The following is a 16,091-nucleotide window of genomic DNA, read 5'->3' on the forward strand; positions in this document are numbered from 1 at the left end:
AGCCACGCCAATCAGGACGGCAGGGAACTGATCCGGGCGGGCGAGCCGGCGTCCGAGGGCACCACCCGGTTGCGTCCCGTGCGCTTGGCCTGATAGAGCGCGTCGTCAGCGGCGCGGGTCAGGGCCTGACCGGTCGCGATCCCGCTCCCCAGCCCCGCCACGCCGATCGACACGCTGACCGGGCCCAGCGGCATGCCCGCAAACTCCAGCGTCCAGCCGGCCACCTCCGACCGGAGGCGTTCGGCCAGTTCAAGAGCGGCTGGGAGCGGCTGGTCGGGCAGCAGGATGGAGAACTCCTCACCACCGGGGCGTGCGGCGAGCGCCGGGGCGGGGCTCAGGTCACGCAGCGCCGCCCCCATGCGGACGAGCACCATGTCGCCGGCCTCATGCCCGAAGGAGTCGTTCAGCCGCTTGAAGTGATCGACGTCGAGCGCGACCAGAGACAGCGGTTGCCCGGCAGCTTCGGCCGCCAGGACGCGCTGCTCGAGCTGCTCTTCCAGATGACGGCGGTTGAACAGCCCGGTCAGGGGATCGCGGATGGCCTGCTGCTGCAGGCGGTCGAGCAGCCGCAGGCCGGCCAGGGCCAGGGCCACCTGCTGGGCCACGTCCTCGGCGGCGGCGCGGGTGGCCTCACTCAGGGCTTCACCGCCCTGGGCCTGCAGCCGCAGGGTGCCCAGGGTCTCGCCGTGGGAGAACAGGGGCAGGCACAGGTAGCGCTGCTGTGGGCCGTGCAGGCAGGGCGGGGCGAGCACGCCGGCGTCCTGCCGCGCCTCGCCCCGCCGCAGGGCCCAGCAGTCGCCCGGTGAGCTGGGCCGGGCCTCGGCGCCGCCCCAGCTCACCACAGCGAGCAGGAGGTTGCGCGAAGCGTTGTGGTGGTGCAGGGTGCCCTGGGTGCCGGGCAACAGCGCGGGCAGGGCCCGCTCCAGAATGCCCGCCGCTTCCTCGAGCGAGCGGGCCGCCTGCAGCCAGTCGCTCAGTTCACCCAGGGTACGCATCCAGACGTTGCGCGCCGCCAGCTCACGGGCGTGTTCGTCGGCCTGTCGGCGGGCCTGGGCCAGGCGTCCGCTCATGTGATTGAAGGCCCGCGAGAGGGTCTGGATTTCGGCCGGACTGGCGCGGCGCTCGGCCAGGGTCACGGTCTCCCCCGCAGTCAGCCGCTCCGCCGCGTCGGTCACCGCGCCGAGGCTGCGCCGGAGCAGCGACGCCCCCACCAGGCTCGCCGCCACGCTGCCCAGGATGGTCAGGGCCGCCACCCCGTACAGGCTGAGCTGGAGGCTGCGCAGCTTGGCGGCGGCGGCGGTCTCGGCGCGCTGCAGCTGCTGCTGGCGGGCCTGCTGGTAGGCCTCGACCTCGGCCCGGATGGAGTCGAGGAGCCGTTTGCCGGTCTGCTGTTTCACGAAGGCGGCGGCCTCGCTCAGGCCCCGGGCGCGGGCGGCGATCTCCGGTTCGGCGACCGTGGTCTGCCAGCGCCCCACCAGGGCCTCCACCCGGTTCAGGTGGGCCAGAGGCGCCACCGCTTCGCGGGGATTGACCTGCTGGCGAAGGGTGAGCTGGAGCAGGGCGAATTCACCCGGCAGGGCCGCGCGCGCGGCCGTATAGGGTTCGAGAAACACCGGATTGCCGGCGATGACGAAGCCCCGCAGTCCGGTTTCCATGTCCACCACGTGCTGCATGATCCCGGCGACCTGGGCCAGTTCCTCACGCACGTGGGTGGCCCGGTTGGTGGCGACCACCCGTTCGTGCAGGGTGATCGAAAGCAGGCTGAAGGCGGCCACCATCAGCACCCAGAAGGGCAGCTGGGACAGCAGGAGCATCCGCCGTAGGGTCAACACGACCATGGTTTAGGGCAGGGCCTCGTGCAAGATTCTGACAGGCGCCCACGCGTGTGGGAGAGGGCGCAGATGCCCGCGTGCCAGGTGTGGAGCACCTCAGGCCGCCGAGAGCTGGATGGGCACCTGTGAACGGAGATCGGGAGGCGCGGCGGACGACCAGTCTCGTCTCCTGGCGAGGTGACCTGGAGACGCTGGAGGCTGGCCCTGGGCGTCCTGGCGGCTCAGGGGGCGTCGTGGGGCGCGGCGCTGTCCTGGGGCAAGATACGGTGGCGGATCACAGGGCCGGGCCAGATCACGGACTGCTCAAAGCTCAAAGCAAGCCCTCGACATTTGCGAGGACACCCTGCGCCGGCACTCCGGGGTGGTTGGATCGGTGGAGTGGGGGCCGATGGGGCCGGCGTTCTTCGCCACATTCACCGGCAAGCGAATGGTCGACTGGAAGGTTCAGGCCCGCTTCGTCCACCACGGCACGGCCACCCCCTTCTGGTGTCAAGGGGACGAGTCGAACGGTTCGCTGCGGGTGCTCGCGATCAGGCAAGAGTGAGGCGGGCCACCCCTCCGGCGCCCGCCCACTTCTCTCCCCTATGGCTCAGCGCTGGCAGCCGGCGGCGATGGCGTCGGCCACGGCCCCCACGTCCTGGCCGTTCTTCACGGCGTTGATGAAGGCGCTGCCCACCACCACACCGTCGGCGACCTCGGCGACCTGCCGGGCGGTGGCGGCGTCGTTCACGCCGAAGCCCACGGCGATGGGCACCCCGGCGTACTGGCGGGCCAGCGCCAGCATGGCGGGCACCTCACCCAGCGCGCTGCCCTCGCGGGCGCCGGTCACGCCGGTCACGCTCACGGCGTACAGAAAGCCGGTGCAGGCTTTCGCCACCAACTCGACCCGCGCGGCCGTACTGGTCGGGGCAATGAGGAAGGTCACGGCCAGCCCGTATTCGGCGGCCAGGTCGGCGATCTCGATGTCCTGATCGGGCGGCAGGTCGGGCAGGATCAGGCCGTCCACGCCCGCATCGGCGGCGAGGCGCATGAATTCGCGCGGGCCGACGGCATAGATGGGGTTCACGTAGGTCATCACGACGATGGGCGTGTCGTGGCGCCTGCGGAGTTCCTTGATCAGCCCCAGGGTGTGGCGGGTGCTGGTGCCGCCGGCCAGGGCCTGCTCGGAGGCGCGCTGGATGGTGGGGCCGTCGCCCAGCGGGTCGGAGTAGGGGATGCCCACTTCCATCAGGTCGGCGCGGGCCAGCAGGGCGTCCGCGACGGCCGGGAAGCCTTCGGCAGTGGGGTAGCCGCCGGTCATGAAGGGGATGAAGGCGGCACGGTTCTGGGCTCTTGCCCGCTCGAAGGCGGCGTGGATGCGGGCCACGCCCCGGGACTGCACGGCGGTCATGCCAGCACCTCCTTCTGGATGGCGGGCTTCTGGATGGCAGGCGTGACCGTGGGCGCGTCCTTGGGCACGTCCAGCAGGCGAGCCACCTCGGCCACGTCCTTGTCGCCGCGGCCCGAGAGGTTCACCACGATGACCTGTTCGGGGCGCATGGTGCGGGCCAGTTCCACCGCGTGGTAGATCGCGTGGGCACTCTCCAGCGCGGGGATGATGCCTTCCAGGCGGGTCAGCAGCTGCAGCCCCTCGAGCGCCTGGGCGTCGGTCACGGGCACGTACTCGGCCACGCCGGTCTCGCTGTAGTGGCAGTGCTCGGGGCCGATGCCGGGGTAATCCAGCCCGGCGGAGATGGAGTGGGGCGGCACGATCTGGCCCTCGTCGTCGTTCATCAGGTACATCATCGAGCCGTGCAGCACGCCCACACGGCCCCCGGCGACGGAGGCGGCGTGGCGGCCGGTCTCGACCCCTTCACCGGCGGCCTCGGTGCCGATCAGGCGCGGGCGCTGGTCTTTCGGCAGGTAAGCGTAAGGAGCGAAGATGCCGATGGCATTGGAGCCGCCGCCCACGCAGGCGACGATGGCGTCGGGAGCTTCCCGGCCCTCAACGGCCCTGAGCTGCCACTTGGTCTCCTCGCCGATGATCGCCTGGAAGTCGCGCACCATCGCCGGGTAGGGGTGCGGGCCAACCACGGAGCCCAGGATGTAGAAGGTGTCGCGCACGTTGGTCACCCAGTCGCGGATGGCCTCGTTGGTGGCGTCCTTGAGGGTGCTGGTGCCGGAGGTCACCTCGCGCACCTCGGCGCCCAGCAGGTTCATGCGGAAGACGTTCAGCGACTGGCGGCGGATGTCCTCGGCGCCCATGTAGACCACGCACTCCAGGCCCAGCAGGGCGGCGGCGGTGGCGCTGGCGACCCCGTGCTGGCCGGCGCCGGTCTCGGCGATCACGCGCTTCTTGCCCATCCGCACGGCGAGCAGCGCCTGGGCCAGACAGTTGTTGATCTTGTGGGCGCCGGTGTAGTTGAAGTCCTCGCGCTTGAGGTAGATCTTCGCGCCGCCGGCGTGGTCGGTCAGGCGCTGGGCCAGGTAGAGCGGGCTGGGGCGGTTCACGAACTCACGCAGCAGACGGTCGAGTTCGCTTAAGAAGGCGGGGTCGGTCTTGGCGGCGCGGTAGGCGGTGTCCAGCTCGTCGAGGGCCGGGATCAGGGTTTCGGGAACGTAGCGCCCGCCGAAGCGGCCGAAGCGGCCCCGGTCATCCGGCATCGGGTAGTGAGGAAGGGTCAGGGTCATTGGAGTCTCAGGGTAGGAGTCCCCATTCCGCTCCGTGCAGAAAAACTTAGACAACTGGTCTAAGTTTGTGTCGATGAAACGTTTATTAAGGGTGGTCTCATGGCCTTCCAGTGTGGCATCAGGTCGGCGGCCGACACCTCTTCGGGGACGTCCCAGCCGAGACTGAGGGCCAGCGACGAGAGCAGCTGACCCGGCGAGTCCCCCCGTTCTCGGTACGTCATCAGGGGCGGCGCCCCCGCACGCTTGGCTAGACGGGCGCCACCGAAGTCGGTCATCAGGGGGACGTGCAGGGAGCGGGGGGTGAGGTAGCCGAGGCTCTGCTGGAGGGCGATCTGCCGGGGCGTGGCCGTCCAGAGGTCGGCGCCGCGCACCACGTCCGTCACGCCCATCAGGGCGTCGTCGACCACCACGGCCAGGTGGTAGGCGAAGGCGCCGTCGCTGCGTTGCAGCACGAAGTCCCCGACCTCGCTGGGAAGGTGCTGGCACAGTTGCAGGCCGCTGAGGCTATCGGTGGCGCAGACCGTGATGGCGGGCACTCGCCAGCGCAGGGCGGCCGGGCGGCCCGGATGGCTGGTGTGCTCCCGACAGGTGCCCGGATACACGCTCTCCTCGCCGTGGGGGGCGCCGGCGCTGGCCTGCACGGCGGCCTGCACCTCCCGTCGGGTGCAGGTGCAGGGATAGGTCTCCAGGCGGGCCAGCGCGTCCCAGTAAACCTCCAGCCGCTCGGACTGCCGCGTTTCCTCGTCCCAGTCCAGGCCCAGCCACTCCAGATCGCGGCGGGTGGTGTCGTAGGCCCAGTCCCGGACGCGGCCGGTGTCCAGATCCTCGAAACGCAGCAGGTGGCGCCCCCCGAGCGAGCGCGAATGCAGCCAGGCCAGCAGCGCGGTGCGGGCGTTGCCCAGGTGCATGGCCCCGGTGGGGCTGGGGGCGAAGCGGCCGACGACTCCCATGGGGGCAGGCTAGAGCATCTGTCATAAAGATCTGTCCTTTATGACCGAGCGGAGCGAGCAAATTCCATCGAGCTTTTGGGAGAATGGAAGCGTCAGACGCTCTTTGTCTGACGCTGGAATTCGGACAAATGCCCTAGCGCAGCTCGTCCCAGACGGCCAGCAGCACCCCGGTCACGAAAGCGGCGAAGGCCAGGAAGACCACGAAGCGGCCCAGCGGGTCGGCCAGCGACAGGGCGTTCCAGCCGCCCAGGAGCTGCCACCAGTCGTGGGTGTCGGGGGCGCCGGTGATCAGGTCGAGCTGCCGGGTGGGGGCGTCGCGGATGTAAGCGGCCACGCTGGCCAGCGACTGCGCCAGCCAGAGCGTGAGCAGTCCGGCCGAGTAGCGATCCCTGCGGAGCAGGAAGGCGCCGATACAGGCGGCCGGAACGAGGAGCTGGAACAGGCTGCCGCCCAGGAGCATCACGGTCTCGCCCAGGACGCTCAGCAGGACGTGGCCAGCTTCGTGGAACACCAGATTCACGCCGTCCAGCGGGTGGCCCTGGAGTGGCCGCAGGGTGGCGGGCACGGTGATCATCAGGGCCACGGCCAGCCCCAGCCAGCGCCCCAGGCGGGCCAACGCCGGGGTCAACGCGTGCGCCCGCGCAGCCAGGCGAGCAGCAGGTCCTCGACGAGTTCGCTCAGGCTCTCGCCGCCGTCGCGCTTGACCTCGCGCCAGACCGCCTGCACGGTCTCGCGGCGCACGTAGACGGCCGCGACCCGTTCGCCCTCGGCCCGGCCCCGGTCGCGGGATTCGTCGGTGGGGGGCGGAGTGGTCGGGGGTTTGACCCTGGTCTTGCCCTTCTTCCCATTCCTGCCAGATTTCTCCAGATAGCCGAAGCGCGTCTTATCCTTGCCCACCTCAGACCAGCTCCCGCGAGAGGGCCAGGATGTCGTGCCAGGCGGCCGCCGCACGGGGATCGCGCACGTCGCGGGCCAGCACCCCCAGTTCGGCGGCCTTGGGGTAGGCGGCGTAGGAACGGATCAGGGTGTTGCAGACCTGCACACCGGCGTCGCGCAGCTCCTCGCGGGCGTCCTCGGCGGCGTGGCCCACCGGGGGCACCCGGCACATCACGACCCACAGCCGGCGTCCGGCCTCGCCCGGGCCGCCCAGATACTCGGCCAGCTCACGGGTGGCGCCCCGCTCCAGGGCGCTCACGCCCGTGGGCACCAGGATCAGGTCGGCGCGGCCCGCCAGGGCGCGGAGTTCCCTGCGCTTCGGGCGGCCCTCGGTGTCGATGATCAGGACGTCGCAGGCCGAGAGCACCCTGGGTTTCACGTCTGCGGGCGCGAGCACGGGGAACCCCAGCCCGCCCCGGCCCGCCCAGCGGAGCGAGCTGCCGACCCGCTCGTCCTCGTCGACCAGCACCGGCCTGAGCCCGCGCTCGGCCAGGGCGCCGGCCAGGTGCACGGCCAGCGTGCTCTTGCCGACCCCACCCTTCTCGGAGGTGACGGCCAGCACACGCGGCGCCTTCGTGGTGCTGGGCGGCTCCCGCTTCGTTGGCCCCTTCGGCATGGCCGGAGCGTACCATCCCTGCCGGCCCACGCCCACATCCACCACCCACGAGCCGGCATCATGGGGCCATGCCCGACCCGCACGCGCTGAAGACCCTGCTGGCCTCCGAACCGTACTGGACGGCCCTGGCGATGAAGACCCAGGGCAGCCGCTTCTTCCGGGCGCTGGGCGAGGCGCTGGACGCCGCCGACGCGCCCAACCGCCGCCGGCTGTACGAGACCTGGCCGGACGAGCTGCTGGAGTTCTACCGGCGTGGCCTGCGTCTGGAAGCGGCCGAATCGGGGCCAGGCGAGGGCTGAGAGAGGAGGGCCAGAACCGCCTCCCTCACGACTGTCCAGAGGGCCGCGCCCGGGGTGGCCGGCGCCCGGCGGGCCAGACGCTCCCGCCAGCGCCGCCGCATACGTCTACCCGAGGCCGGCGGCCTCCCGGGAGGCTGGAGCGTCAGCACCCTCAGCGCCTGAATCGCCAGTTCGCGGAGCATGGTCGTCAGCGGGCTCATGGCAGCAGTACGCGCGCCTACCGGGAAGGGTTGCCGCAGCCTCTAGACTGCGCTCATGACTGCCCAAGTCTCTCCTACCCTGCTGGTCGTGTTCGCCCACCCCGACGACGAGGCGTTTACAGGCGGCACGCTGACCCACTATGCCCGCAAGGGGGTGAAGGTCGTGCTGGCCTGCGCCACGCGCGGCGAGGCCGGCAAAATCACGGTGCCCGGCATGACCGTGGACGACCTGGGCGCCCAGCGCGAGCAGGAGCTGAGGCGGGCCTGCGAGGCCCTGGAGATTCCCGCGCCGGTCTTTCTGGACTACCACGACTCCGGCCGCTACGAACGCACCCGCCATGACGACCCGCTGGCGATGATGAACGTGAATCCGCTGGACGTGGAGGTCAAGGTGCGTGCGCTGATCGAGGAGCACCGCCCGCAGGTGATCCTGACCTTCGACCCGCACGGCGGCTACGGGCACATCGACCACCTGCAGATCCACCGGGCCACGGTCGCGGCCTTCTTCAGCACCGGGCACCTGGAGGGCGGCGGGCCCCAGCGCCTGTACTTCACGGCGCTGACCTCGCAGGCCGCGCAGGGCCTCGCGCGCATGGGCCAGGATCTCGATCCCCTGGTCTACGGCGTGTCGGACGACACCGTGGCCGTGAGGATCGACGTGGCGGCCTACGCCGACAACAAGAAGGCCGCGCTGGCCGCCCACGGCACCCAGATGGGCTCCGAGAGCCTGATGGGCAAGATGACAGGCGAGGAACGCGCCCAGATGGAGGAACGCCTGCTGGGCAGCGAGACCTTCAGCCTCGGCGGGACGCGCACGCCGATCGCAAGCTTTCCGCTCCGAGGGCTGTTCGACGGGGTTCGCGGCGGCGAGGGGCTGGACGGCTGAGCCGCCGGGCTATGCAGTCGGGGTACCGGGTGCGTTTCGACCGATGAACTCCGTCTGCCGCAGAGGAAATCAGTCAGGGTGTCATCTCGAACGAATTGAAAGCTTTGAACCCGCCCCGTCGAGGCCCTCCTCCACCGGAGGAAGCGTCAGGTCGACGTGGAGCCCAGCCGCCGGGCCGCGTCCTGCGCCGCCTCGGCGCCCCAGACCAGCCCGGCGACGTGCAGGGCGGCGTGCAGGGCCGGGAACCCCCCCGGCGTACTGCACAGGGGGCCGTCCAGCACGGTGGCGCCCGGCTCCACCTCCGCCACGCCGTAGCCCCAGAGGGTGTCGGCGAGGTCGGCGGGGCCGCCCACCCGGCGACCGTGCAGGGTGCCCGCCTCGCCCGGCAGGAGCAGGCCGCTGCCGCTGGCGCCGCTGGGCACGTCGGCGTGGGTGGCCAGGAAGGCGCGCAGGAGGGGATCGCGCGCGGCCTTCGCGGCGCCCGGCCCGCCCGGGATCAGCAGGGCGACCGGTTCGGGCAGGGCGGCGTACAGCACATGCGGCGTGGTCACGAGGCCCCCGGCGGTCACGATGCTGGCCCGCGAGCGGTTGACCGTGAGCGTGGCGCCCTCCCCGCCGCACAGCCGGCAGACCGTGACCATGAGGCCGAGTTCCAGTTCGCTGACCCCGGCATAGACGGGGATGGCGACCACCGGGCCGTCCCGCGCTCCGGCCGGCCCAGTGCTGTCAATCGGTGCTGGCCCGTCCGCCCGATTCAGGCTGTCCGGCAGGGCGGCGGGATCGTCGGTCATGCGGGCACGAGCGGGCGCAGGCGGTACGCGCGGCGGGCCATCGGCGGGCCGACCTCCCCCTGGGCCAGCAGGGCCGCGACCGCCTCCTCGGGCAGCCGCTCGACGCGCAACAGGTACTGGCGCACCCCCTCGGGGGTGTCGAAGCGCCGGGGGTGGGGATCGCCCTCGATCAGGACGTCCAGCCAGCGGATCACCGGGCCCCCACTACAGTTCCCTCAGGTCTTCCCAGAGCTGCCAGCCCACGCCCTCCGGGGTGCCGTCCAGCAGCGGATTGAGCACCTGACTGGCGGCGCTGGCGTCGGCGTGCAGGGCCTCGTTGCTGGGGCGCTCGTCGTACACGCGCAGCACCGTGAACTGGTAGAAGGTCTGGCTGGCGGTCGGCTCGCCGTTCTCGAAGAAGGCGAAGGGCGCGTTGACCTCGTCCCACAGCACGTGGGCACCCTCCTGATCGGCCGCCGTGAGCGCCGGCAGATCGAGTTCACGGGGCAGGAAGTGTTCCAGATCCACGTCGGCGGTCTCGGGGTGCCAGACATAGCCTTGCAGCAGACGAACAGCGGCGCGGCCACGCGGAGGCGGCGGGTCGGTGGGACTCACGCGACACAGCATACCTGCTCGGGCTGTGGGGCACGGCCCCGGGGCTGCCCCTCCGTCCGGGGCACTCCCTTCATGATCGGCGCTGTCGTGAGCCGCCGCAGGGCCACTGGCAGGGCCGCCGACAGGGTCAGTGGTCGGGGGCGGCGCGGGCGGCCAGCACCCGCAGGGCGTCGGGCGGCCGCAGGTCGTCCAGGGGGTGCCCGGGCGCGAAGGCCAGGAGCACCGCCCACGGGTCTGGGTGGCCGCGCTCCAGCGCCAGGCCGGCCTCGCGCCACACGCCGGGCCGGAAGGGGGCCAGCTCCCGCTCGCCCAGGGCGCCGCTCAGCCAGCTCAAGGTTCGCGCGCCCTCTTGGATGCTGGCGCGCGCCTCCAGGGCCAGGAGCTGGGCCAGCAGGCCGGGATCCGGGGGGCGCAGGCCGGCGTCCGGGCCGCCGGGCACGCCGGGGCCGGAGTGGACGCGGCGCAGCAGGGCGTGGGCGCGGTTGATGTCCAGCAGCGCGGCGTCGGCCTGGCCCGAGCGCAGCCGGGCCTCGGCGCGCATGGCGCGGGCCTGCGCCTCCTCGTAGGGGTGCGCCGTCATCTCCAGGGCCCAGCCAGCGTGTTCCAGCGCGCGCAGCGGCTCGGGCTCGGCCAGCGCGCGGCTCAGGCGCATGTCGAAGAGCAGCATCTGCTCGCGGTCGCTGCCGCCCGGGGCCTGGGCGATCAGGCCGTCCAGCAGCGTGCGGGCCTGCGCCAGATCGGGGTGATCGGCCTGGGGGCCACCGAAGGGCTGCAGGTACGGTACGCCCAGCCCCCGCGTGAGGTAGGCCAGCGCCAGGCGGTAGCGGGTGCGGCGCTCCCGGTAGGCGGTCTCGGCGGGGCGCAGGTCGCTGCGGCGCAGCAGGGCCAGCGCGGCGGCTCCCTGCGCCAGCGCCTCGTCCGGGCGGCCCAGCGCCAGCAGGATCGGCAGCCCCTCCGAGAGCAGGCGGGCGCGGGGCACCGCGTCCAGCCGGCGCCGGGGGTCGTCGGGCACGAGGGCCAGGGCGCGCTCCAGCTGCGCCTGGGCCTCCAGCGGGCGGCCCAGGCGGCGCAGGGCGGTGGCGCTGCGGGCCAGCACGCGGGCGCGCTCCTCGGCGGCGGCGCCCGCGCTCAGCAGCCGGGCGGCGGCGTCCTGCAGGGCGCCCAGGGCCAGCGTGGCCTGCCCCAGCCGCAGCCGCAGGTCGCCCTCCTGATAGCGGGCTCGGGCGGAGAGCAGGGGGCTGGAGGCCGGCACCGACTGCAGCGCCTCCAGCGCCTCCTGCCAGCGGCCGGCGTCCTTGGCGATCAGGCCGCGCCACAGCAGGGCGCGCGGCCCGCCGACCGCCGTGCGCGGATCGCCCGCGGCGCGGGTCGCGGCCACCAGATCGCCCTGCCAGCGGGCCAGCGCGGCCTCGACCAGCAGCGCGTCGGCCTGCGCGGCGACCGTCCAGGCGTCCAGGGGGGCGCGGGCCGCCACGATGGACGCCACCTCGGGATGCTGGAGCTGGCTGCGGGCGGCGTCCATGGCGCCGCCCTCCAGACTGCTCTCGGCCAGTTTGACCCGGGCCCAGGCGCGCACGGGGTCGCGGGAGGACTCCAGCAGCGTGAACAGCGCGTCGCGGATCCGCGACTCAGTGTATTCGCCCCGTCCGGCGTGGTGGCTGACCACCGCCCGCGCCAGCGTCTCGCGCTCGGTTCCGCCGGCCGACTGACGGATCAGGGGCCACAGTGGCGGCAGGTGGCGGCTGTCGTCGGGATGGGTGCCCACCCAGGCCGCCAGCCCCGCCCAGTCTCCCAGCAGCGCCATCGCCCCCAGCCGCACCGGCAGCAGCGCCTCCTGGTCGGCGGGCGAAGAGGGGTCGGCACCGGGTTCGGCGTCGGCCAGGCGTTCCAGGCCCCGCTGCCGGGCCTCCAGCGACACGGCCGGCCAGGCGGCCTGCAAGACCGGACTCGGCGACCAGCCGGCGTCCTCGGAGCCGCGCAGCAGGGCGCGGGCGTGCGGAGGCAGGCGGCGGGGCTCCTGGCCCAGCGCGGCGCGCAGCAGGGCGCCGGGCCAGGGCTGATCCCCCCGGCCCAGGTCGGCCGCGTGGAGGGCGGCGCTCGCCTCGACCAGCCGCCGGGTGTCGGGATCGGACAGCAGGTGGCCGGCGCCGGGATCGCCGGAGCGCAGACTGACCAGCAGGGTGAGCCGATCCAGATGGCGGCCGGTGTCGCGCACCAGGGCGTCGGCCTCCTGGGCGGGCACGCCGAGCCGGGCCATCAGGTACCGGCGCGCCTCGGCGCGGGTGGGCGGCGTCAGCTCGATGACCTCGTGCTGTAGCGAGTCCAGCCCCCGGCGGCTCTCCAGCGCCAGCAGCACGCCCACTCCGGCCGGCGCCCGCTCCAGCAGCGCGTCCACGGCCCAGCGGGCGGCCGGGATCGGGCGGCCCTGCAGGTCACGTGGGGGCTCGCCGGCGAAGTGCAGGTCGTCGGTGACCCGGATCAGCCAGACGCCGGCCTCCGGCACGGCCCGCCGGGCGGCGTCGGCCTGGGCCTGGGCCTGCACCGCGTAGGCCCCGCCCCGGCTCTCCCCCAGGGCCAGCGTCGGCGCCGCGTCGCCGGAGAGCGAGAGCCGCCGCACGGCCACGCCCGCGGCCTCCAGCGCCTGTGCCACGCCGCCCAGCAGCACCGTCTTGCCGGCCCCCGCGCGCCCGGTCACGATCAGGCGGGGGGCGCGGCCGGCCCGCACCCCGGCCAGGAACTGCCGGTAGGCGCGTTTCTTGCTGCGGCCCAGCAGTTCCAGCCCCTCGGGCAGCGCGGGGGGCGGGGCGGGCGTCACGGCGCCCGGCAGCGGGCGGCCCACCTCCTGGGCCAGCTCCGCCAGGATGGAGCGCAGCGCGGCCTTGTCCTGGGGGGTACCGACATCGCGGTACACGATGTTGCGAAGGGCGGCCGGGTTGGCGCCCTGGGCCAGCATCTCGGCCTCCAGCCAGCGCAGACTGCCGCGCACCTGCCGGCCGCTGGTGGGCGCCGGCAGATGCGCGCGCAGGTCGGTCAGCACCGCTCTCCAGTCCATCTCCGCGCCGGCCATCTCTGCGCCGGCCATCCCTGCAGCGTCCATGGTGTGCCGAGCGTAGCACTCCCGCAGGGCGTGCAAGCGCCGCTGCACCGGGTTCAGAAGAAGCTGAAGGCACCGTTCCTGACGGAAGCGTCAGGTTCTCGACAGACCCGCTGTGTATACTTCCGATCAGCTTTCAACCCAGCGTTCCCCACCGGAGGACACCCACTATGCGTAGATTTGCCCTGACCCTTGCCCTTGCCGTTTCCGTTTCCGCGTCTGCCCAGAGCCAGCAGGCCGCCCAGGCCCTCTACGACCAGGGCAAATGGCAGGAAGCTGCAGCCAGCGCGGCCGCCCTGAACACCAGCGCCGGTCTGGCCCTGGCCGCCGAGGCCACGACCGTCGGCGCCAGCCTGGTGGCCGACTCGCAGAAGAAGGCGCTGTTCACCCGCGCGCAGGAGTACGCCAAGGCGGCCATCGCCAAGGATCGCAACAACGCCGACGGCTACTTCGAGCTGGCGCGCGCCCAGGGCCGGCTGGCCCAGTTCGTGGGCGTGTTCCAGAGCCTGGGGCTCGCCAAGGACATGAAGAGCAACCTCGACAAGGCGATCTCGCTGAACGCCAAGATGGCCGGCGCCTACGTGGCCCTGGGCCTGTGGAACGCCAACCTGGACACCGGCGGCTTCAAGGGCGCCATCGCGGTGCAGGCGACCGGCGCCAGCGAGGCGAACGTGGCGCCCAACTTCGAGAAGGCCATCGCGCTGGAGCCGGGCGTGGCCGTCCACCGCATCGAGTACGCCAACGCGCTGCTGGTGCAGGGCAAGAAGGCCGACGCCGCCGCGCAGCTCGACAAGGCCGTGACCCTGCCCGCCGAGACCTTCTGGCAGAAGCGTGATCTGGAGCAGGCCAGAGCGACCCTCGCGAAACTGCGCTGAGCACCGGACAGTTCGCGACCAGCCCGGACTTGAACTGTCCGGGCTGGTCGCGTTTGGGTGGCCTCGTCCGGAGCCGGGTTCAGGCCTTCTGGTGGCGGTATTCCTGGATGTGGTCGTACACGTGCTGCGGGAAGTCCAGGTCACGGTACACGTTGCCCTCGTCGGGGTCGCCGGCCTCCGGGATGATCGGGAAGCTCTGCTTGCTCTGGTACTCCATGATCTTGGCGCGGCCGGGCGGGCTGTAGTCGTGCTCCTGCACCTGCTGCACCAGGTCTCTCGCCTGCTCCTCGTCGAAGTCACTGTCCTTGGCGAGCTGGGCGGTCAGGTCGTCCCCCTCCAGAAAGTGCCGGCCCACGATGGCGTAGACCAGCCGGCCGTAGTGCCCGATATCCTGGCCCTGCTCCAGAGCGTCGCTCAGGTGGGCCATCATGTGGTTCTTGCGCAGGTCTTCCATTGCCATAATCGTTCCTCCGTGATTAGCCTAGAGCGTAAGGATCGGGTCTGGATGATGGACCCGGCTTCGGATCTTCACGCGGGTTTCAGACGCCCGCAGGCGCCGCTTCATGCTCTAGATTGACCGTATGATCGCCTACAGCGAGGTCAGCGCCTTCACCAGCACGCCGGGTCAGGGAAACCGGGCGGGGGTGGTACTCGACGCCGCCGACCTCAGCGACGCCGAGATGCAGGCCCTGGCCCGCTTTCTGGAAGCCCCGGAGACCGTCTTCGTGACCCGCATGGGCGGGGGGCGGGTGCGCGTGCGCTACTTCACCCCCACCCAGGAGGTCGTGTTCTGCGGCCACGCCACCGTGGCGCTGGGCCTGATGCTGGCGCAGGCCGGCTACTGGCGGGGCGAGGCCCTGGAACTGGAGACGCTGGCGGGCCGCGTGCCGCTGCGGCTGGTCTCGGAGGCCGGGGTGCCGTCTCAGGTCTGGATGCGCCAGCGCCGCCACGAGACCCGCCCCCTTGCGCCGGCCTACCGCGCCCGGCTGGCCGAGGCCCTGGGCATCAGCGACCGGCTGATCCACCGCGGCCTTCCGATGGCCTCGGCGTCCTCGGGGCTGTGGTCGGCCTTCGTGCCGCTGCTCGACGCCGTGATCCTCGACTCGCTGGAGCCCGACCTCCCGGCCATCGAGGGACTCAGCCGCGAGCTGGACGTGGGCAGCCTCTACGCCTACGCGCCGATGGGCGTCAACCGCTTCGCCGCGCGGGATTTCGCGCCGCTGCTGGGCATCCCCGAAGACCCCGTGACCGGCAGCTCGGCCGGGGCGCTGTTCGGGCTGCTGGCCCAGCACGGCCGCCTGCCGGTGCGCGGGGGCCGCGCGGTGGGCGTGATCTACCAGGGCCACGCCGTCGGCTCGCCCGGCGAGGTCGAAATCGAGATCGAGGTGCAGGGCACCAACGTGGTCGCGGTGCACGTGGGCGGCTGCGCGGTGCTCGACCGCGAGGGCCACTGGCGGCGCGGCCTGTAAGACGGCACTGCCCCTGAGCCCGCGCCGCCCCGGCAGCCCGCCAGCCCCGTAGACTGCGCCGCATGCTTGGTCTGATCTGTGTGGATGTGGATGGCACCCTGATAGGCAGTGGGAACACCGTGCGCGACGATGTCTGGGCCGCCCTGGCCGACGCCCGCGCACGCGGGGTGCGGATCGCGCTGTGCTCCGGGCGCCCGGCGGTCGGCCACGCGCTGGCCTATGCCCGGCGCCTGGACGCCGACGGCTGGCACGTCTTCCAGAACGGCGCCAGCATCGTGAACGTGCAGAGCGGCGAGAGTCTGTCGGAGCCCCTGCCGGACGGGGCCGAGGAAGTGTTGCTGGCCCATGCCCGGCAGACCGGCCGGCTGCTGGAGGTCTACACCGACACCGAGTACGGGGTCACCCACCCCGGCGACCTGGCCGAGCGGCACGCCGCGCTGCTGGGCCTGCCCTACGACCCACGCACGCCGGAATCGCTGGTGGGCACGCGCGTGCGCGCCCAGTGGGTGGTGCCGCTGGCGCAGCAGCCGGAGATCATGGCCGAGCCGCACGACGGGCTCTCACTGCATCCCGCCGGCAGCCCGGCCATGCCCGACGTGATGTTCGTCTCGGTCACGCGCGCCGGGGTGGACAAGGGCGCCGCCGTGCGCCGGGTCGCCGCGCAGTACGGCCTGGAGATGGGCCGGGTGATGATGGTCGGCGACGGCGAGAACGATGTGGCCGCCATGCGCGTGGTGGGGCACGGGGTGGCGATGGGCAACGCCGAGCCCCTGGCCCGCGCGGCGGCGCGCCACACGGTCGGGCACGTGGATGCCGGCGGGCTGCGCGAGGCCGTGGAACTCGCCCTGACGCTGTGAGAGGCGCTGACGCTGTGAGGGG

17 protein-coding genes are annotated in these 16,091 nt (G+C 72.5%); 5 read left to right on the plus strand and 12 right to left on the minus strand.

The window, feature by feature from the left end; translation table 11 throughout:
• Window positions 1–11: 11 nt before the first annotated feature.
• The 7 genes from CVO96_RS00340 to CVO96_RS00370 form a co-directional block, all read right to left on the minus strand.
• The gene (locus CVO96_RS00340) at window positions 12–1,814 is read right to left on the minus strand and encodes a diguanylate cyclase (RefSeq protein WP_165795159.1); all 1,803 of its coding nucleotides are present in this window, start codon (window positions 1,812–1,814) and stop codon (window positions 12–14) included.
• 607 nt (window positions 1,815–2,421) lie between these two features.
• Entirely contained in the window at window positions 2,422–3,222 is an 801-nt protein-coding gene (trpA, locus tag CVO96_RS00345) for a tryptophan synthase subunit alpha (RefSeq protein ID WP_103309094.1), read from the minus strand.
• On the minus strand, window positions 3,219–4,502 hold the full coding sequence (trpB, locus tag CVO96_RS00350) for a tryptophan synthase subunit beta (RefSeq protein WP_103309096.1): 1,284 nt from the start codon (window positions 4,500–4,502) through the stop codon (window positions 3,219–3,221). The genes trpA and trpB overlap by 4 nt, the downstream gene beginning before the upstream one ends.
• A gap of 59 nt (window positions 4,503–4,561) precedes the next feature.
• On the minus strand, window positions 4,562–5,452 hold the full coding sequence (gluQRS, locus tag CVO96_RS00355; RefSeq protein WP_103309098.1) for a tRNA glutamyl-Q(34) synthetase GluQRS: 891 nt from the start codon (window positions 5,450–5,452) through the stop codon (window positions 4,562–4,564).
• Window positions 5,453–5,585: 133 nt separating this feature from the next.
• Window positions 5,586–6,080, minus strand: coding sequence for a hypothetical protein (locus CVO96_RS00360; RefSeq protein ID WP_133161714.1), 495 nt, complete (start codon window positions 6,078–6,080; stop codon window positions 5,586–5,588).
• Window positions 6,077–6,349 carry a hypothetical protein gene (locus CVO96_RS00365; protein WP_103309102.1) on the minus strand — a complete coding sequence of 91 codons (273 nt, stop codon included), beginning with the start codon at window positions 6,347–6,349 and terminating at the stop codon, window positions 6,077–6,079. Before CVO96_RS00365 ends, CVO96_RS00360 begins: the two co-directional genes overlap by 4 nt.
• 1 nt (window position 6,350) lies before the next feature.
• Entirely contained in the window at window positions 6,351–7,004 is a 654-nt protein-coding gene (locus CVO96_RS00370) for a ParA family protein (protein WP_103313207.1), read from the minus strand.
• A 68-nt stretch (window positions 7,005–7,072) separates the two neighbouring features.
• Between CVO96_RS00370 and CVO96_RS00375 the strand changes: the two genes are divergently transcribed.
• On the plus strand, window positions 7,073–7,303 hold the full coding sequence (locus CVO96_RS00375) for a hypothetical protein (RefSeq protein WP_103309104.1): 231 nt from the start codon (window positions 7,073–7,075) through the stop codon (window positions 7,301–7,303).
• Between the two features lie 255 nt (window positions 7,304–7,558).
• The gene (locus CVO96_RS00380) at window positions 7,559–8,389 is read left to right on the plus strand and encodes a PIG-L deacetylase family protein (RefSeq protein WP_103309106.1); all 831 of its coding nucleotides are present in this window, start codon (window positions 7,559–7,561) and stop codon (window positions 8,387–8,389) included.
• 146 nt (window positions 8,390–8,535) lie between these two features.
• Here CVO96_RS00380 and CVO96_RS00385 read toward each other — a convergent pair whose 3' ends face one another.
• The 4 genes from CVO96_RS00385 to CVO96_RS00400 all read right to left on the minus strand — a co-directional run bounded on the left by CVO96_RS00385 (window position 8,536) and on the right by CVO96_RS00400 (window position 12,871).
• Window positions 8,536–9,180 carry a type 1 glutamine amidotransferase family protein gene (locus CVO96_RS00385; protein ID WP_243398089.1) on the minus strand — a complete coding sequence of 215 codons (645 nt, stop codon included), beginning with the start codon at window positions 9,178–9,180 and terminating at the stop codon, window positions 8,536–8,538.
• The gene (locus tag CVO96_RS00390; protein WP_103309108.1) at window positions 9,177–9,374 is read right to left on the minus strand and encodes a hypothetical protein; all 198 of its coding nucleotides are present in this window, start codon (window positions 9,372–9,374) and stop codon (window positions 9,177–9,179) included. Before CVO96_RS00390 ends, CVO96_RS00385 begins: the two co-directional genes overlap by 4 nt.
• Before the next feature lie 10 nt (window positions 9,375–9,384).
• Window positions 9,385–9,786 carry a DUF3208 domain-containing protein gene (locus CVO96_RS00395; protein ID WP_103309110.1) on the minus strand — a complete coding sequence of 134 codons (402 nt, stop codon included), beginning with the start codon at window positions 9,784–9,786 and terminating at the stop codon, window positions 9,385–9,387.
• Window positions 9,787–9,901: 115 nt separating this feature from the next.
• Window positions 9,902–12,871 (minus strand): AAA family ATPase, encoded by a 2,970-nt coding sequence (locus tag CVO96_RS00400; RefSeq protein WP_243398090.1) that lies wholly within the window; start codon window positions 12,869–12,871, stop codon window positions 9,902–9,904.
• Between the two features lie 167 nt (window positions 12,872–13,038).
• On the opposite strand from CVO96_RS00400, the gene CVO96_RS00405 reads away from it, so the two are divergent.
• On the plus strand, window positions 13,039–13,743 hold the full coding sequence (locus CVO96_RS00405) for a tetratricopeptide repeat protein (protein WP_103309112.1): 705 nt from the start codon (window positions 13,039–13,041) through the stop codon (window positions 13,741–13,743).
• Between the two features lie 79 nt (window positions 13,744–13,822).
• On the opposite strand, the gene CVO96_RS00410 is transcribed toward CVO96_RS00405, so the two are convergent.
• A complete protein-coding gene (locus tag CVO96_RS00410) occupies window positions 13,823–14,203 on the minus strand; it encodes a hypothetical protein (protein WP_103309114.1) in 381 nt (126 codons plus the stop codon).
• Between the two features lie 121 nt (window positions 14,204–14,324).
• Between CVO96_RS00410 and CVO96_RS00415 the strand changes: the two genes are divergently transcribed.
• Together CVO96_RS00415 and CVO96_RS00420 are read left to right on the plus strand one after the other, a co-directional pair.
• Window positions 14,325–15,212 (plus strand): PhzF family phenazine biosynthesis isomerase, encoded by an 888-nt coding sequence (locus CVO96_RS00415; RefSeq protein WP_103309116.1) that lies wholly within the window; start codon window positions 14,325–14,327, stop codon window positions 15,210–15,212.
• Between the two features lie 62 nt (window positions 15,213–15,274).
• A complete protein-coding gene (locus CVO96_RS00420; RefSeq protein WP_103309118.1) occupies window positions 15,275–16,069 on the plus strand; it encodes a Cof-type HAD-IIB family hydrolase in 795 nt (264 codons plus the stop codon).
• Window positions 16,070–16,091 lie beyond the last annotated feature (22 nt).

Source organism: Deinococcus koreensis (assembly GCF_002901445.1).
In the GTDB taxonomy this organism is placed as follows: domain Bacteria; phylum Deinococcota; class Deinococci; order Deinococcales; family Deinococcaceae; genus Deinococcus; species Deinococcus koreensis.

Bases quoted from the DNA above. Each gene is read 5' to 3' on its own strand.
- CVO96_RS00340 (WP_165795159.1), bottom strand. From the start codon at position 1,814: ATGCTCCTGCTGTCCCAGCTGCCCTTCTGGGTGCTGATGGTGGCCGCC.
- trpA (WP_103309094.1), bottom strand. From the start codon at position 3,222: ATGACCGCCGTGCAGTCCCGGGGCGTGGCCCGCATCCACGCCGCCTTC.
- trpB (WP_103309096.1), bottom strand. From the start codon at position 4,502: ATGACCCTGACCCTTCCTCACTACCCGATGCCGGATGACCGGGGCCGC.
- gluQRS (WP_103309098.1), bottom strand. From the start codon at position 5,452: ATGGGAGTCGTCGGCCGCTTCGCCCCCAGCCCCACCGGGGCCATGCAC.
- CVO96_RS00370 (WP_103313207.1), bottom strand. From the start codon at position 7,004: ATGCCGAAGGGGCCAACGAAGCGGGAGCCGCCCAGCACCACGAAGGCG.
- CVO96_RS00375 (WP_103309104.1), top strand. From the start codon at position 7,073: ATGCCCGACCCGCACGCGCTGAAGACCCTGCTGGCCTCCGAACCGTAC.
- CVO96_RS00380 (WP_103309106.1), top strand. From the start codon at position 7,559: ATGACTGCCCAAGTCTCTCCTACCCTGCTGGTCGTGTTCGCCCACCCC.
- CVO96_RS00385 (WP_243398089.1), bottom strand. From the start codon at position 9,180: ATGACCGACGATCCCGCCGCCCTGCCGGACAGCCTGAATCGGGCGGAC.
- CVO96_RS00395 (WP_103309110.1), bottom strand. From the start codon at position 9,786: ATGCTGTGTCGCGTGAGTCCCACCGACCCGCCGCCTCCGCGTGGCCGC.
- CVO96_RS00400 (WP_243398090.1), bottom strand. From the start codon at position 12,871: ATGGACGCTGCAGGGATGGCCGGCGCAGAGATGGCCGGCGCGGAGATG.
- CVO96_RS00405 (WP_103309112.1), top strand. From the start codon at position 13,039: ATGCGTAGATTTGCCCTGACCCTTGCCCTTGCCGTTTCCGTTTCCGCG.
- CVO96_RS00410 (WP_103309114.1), bottom strand. From the start codon at position 14,203: ATGGCAATGGAAGACCTGCGCAAGAACCACATGATGGCCCACCTGAGC.
- CVO96_RS00415 (WP_103309116.1), top strand. From the start codon at position 14,325: ATGATCGCCTACAGCGAGGTCAGCGCCTTCACCAGCACGCCGGGTCAG.
- CVO96_RS00420 (WP_103309118.1), top strand. From the start codon at position 15,275: ATGCTTGGTCTGATCTGTGTGGATGTGGATGGCACCCTGATAGGCAGT.